The organism is Micromonospora sp. NPDC047620 (genome assembly GCF_043205005.1).
Classification (GTDB): Bacteria; Actinomycetota; Actinomycetes; order Mycobacteriales; family Micromonosporaceae; genus Micromonospora.
In genome coordinates this window covers 1-1,089 of record NZ_JBIDDG010000184.1, presented here as the reverse complement: position 1 = coordinate 1,089, position 1,089 = coordinate 1, and the positions used below count along the sequence as shown (strand labels likewise).

General features: G+C 64.6%; 1 protein-coding gene. It reads right to left on the bottom strand.

The annotated features are described in order from the left end of the window. Nucleotides 1–210, bottom strand: a 210-nt coding sequence (locus tag ACGF5C_RS35120; RefSeq protein ID WP_393308776.1) for a hypothetical protein, incomplete at its 3' end; no start/stop codon positions are given. Nucleotides 211–1,089: the final 879 nt, after the last annotated feature.

Below are 1,089 nucleotides of genomic sequence, written 5' to 3'. Positions count from 1 at the left end.
CGGGCGCGCGGTGGCGATCGCGTCCAGCGCTGCGGGGGCGCCGCCGATGCGCTCGGTGACCTCGATGTCGGGATCGAGTCCGAGTCCGGCCAGCAAGACCGCTCCGCTACCGCCCTCCAAGAGCGGAAAGTCCCTGGTGACCAGGGTGACCCGGGCGATCGGTCCGCTGCCTTGCCGGGCGGCCGACCCGGCTTCGACCGCCATCGTCACCGCATCCTCGTCGTCCCCGGCGGTGCGCCGCAGCGCAGTTCCCCATGGCGGCAGGTAGGTGCCTAGTGAACTGATCCAACTCATTGCCACAACCCCTGTTCGGTCGTCGGCGCTAGGGCCTCGAAGTAGCATATTTAACTAACTATTTATACTACATTTCGGAGCGAAGTGAGCCGATGCGGGTAGGCGCGGATGCCGGGCGGCGGGGCCATGAACCCAGGGCCTGCCGCCCCTGCGGATGCAGCCGCGCAGGAGCGGCTTCTCTGTCGACCAGTGCCGGCCATCGCCGCCGAGATCGAGAGCGCTACCGGCCGCAGTGCGATGCCTTACGGCGTGCGCGGGGGCTGCTGGGTCGAGGTGAACGGCCCGGTCGAGGCGGTGCACGTCGGCCTGGGGCCCCCGATCGGCTCCTGCTGGTGGACGTGCTCATGACCGTTCCGGAGCTGGGCCTGGTGAGGGGTGCCTGCTCATCTCGATACAACTAAATAATTGTAGTGTTATTACGATTATTCCTATTTGAATCCCACGCCGGGCGGTGCGCTCCTATCATGTCGCCGAGGCCGCACCCCCGACACGCGCGTGGGGCTTGTTCCGGTGCATCTGCTCGCGTAGGCCCGGCTGGACTGCCCGGCGCGTTTTTGGCGTGGGGCGAATTGGTGACAGAGTGTCAGACTACGCCCTGCCGTGCGCTGAAATTACACCACACTTTACCGGTGTAAAGTTCCATTCAGGACATTGACGCTACTGTCAGATGCGTTCTACAGTGAAGAGGATCAAGTGGCTGCGGCCGATCGTGACGACCTGCCGCACGGACACGGGATGTGAATCGATTTGATGGAACAGGCCGAGGGGGTATCGCACAGCAGTGCGGTCGCCGTC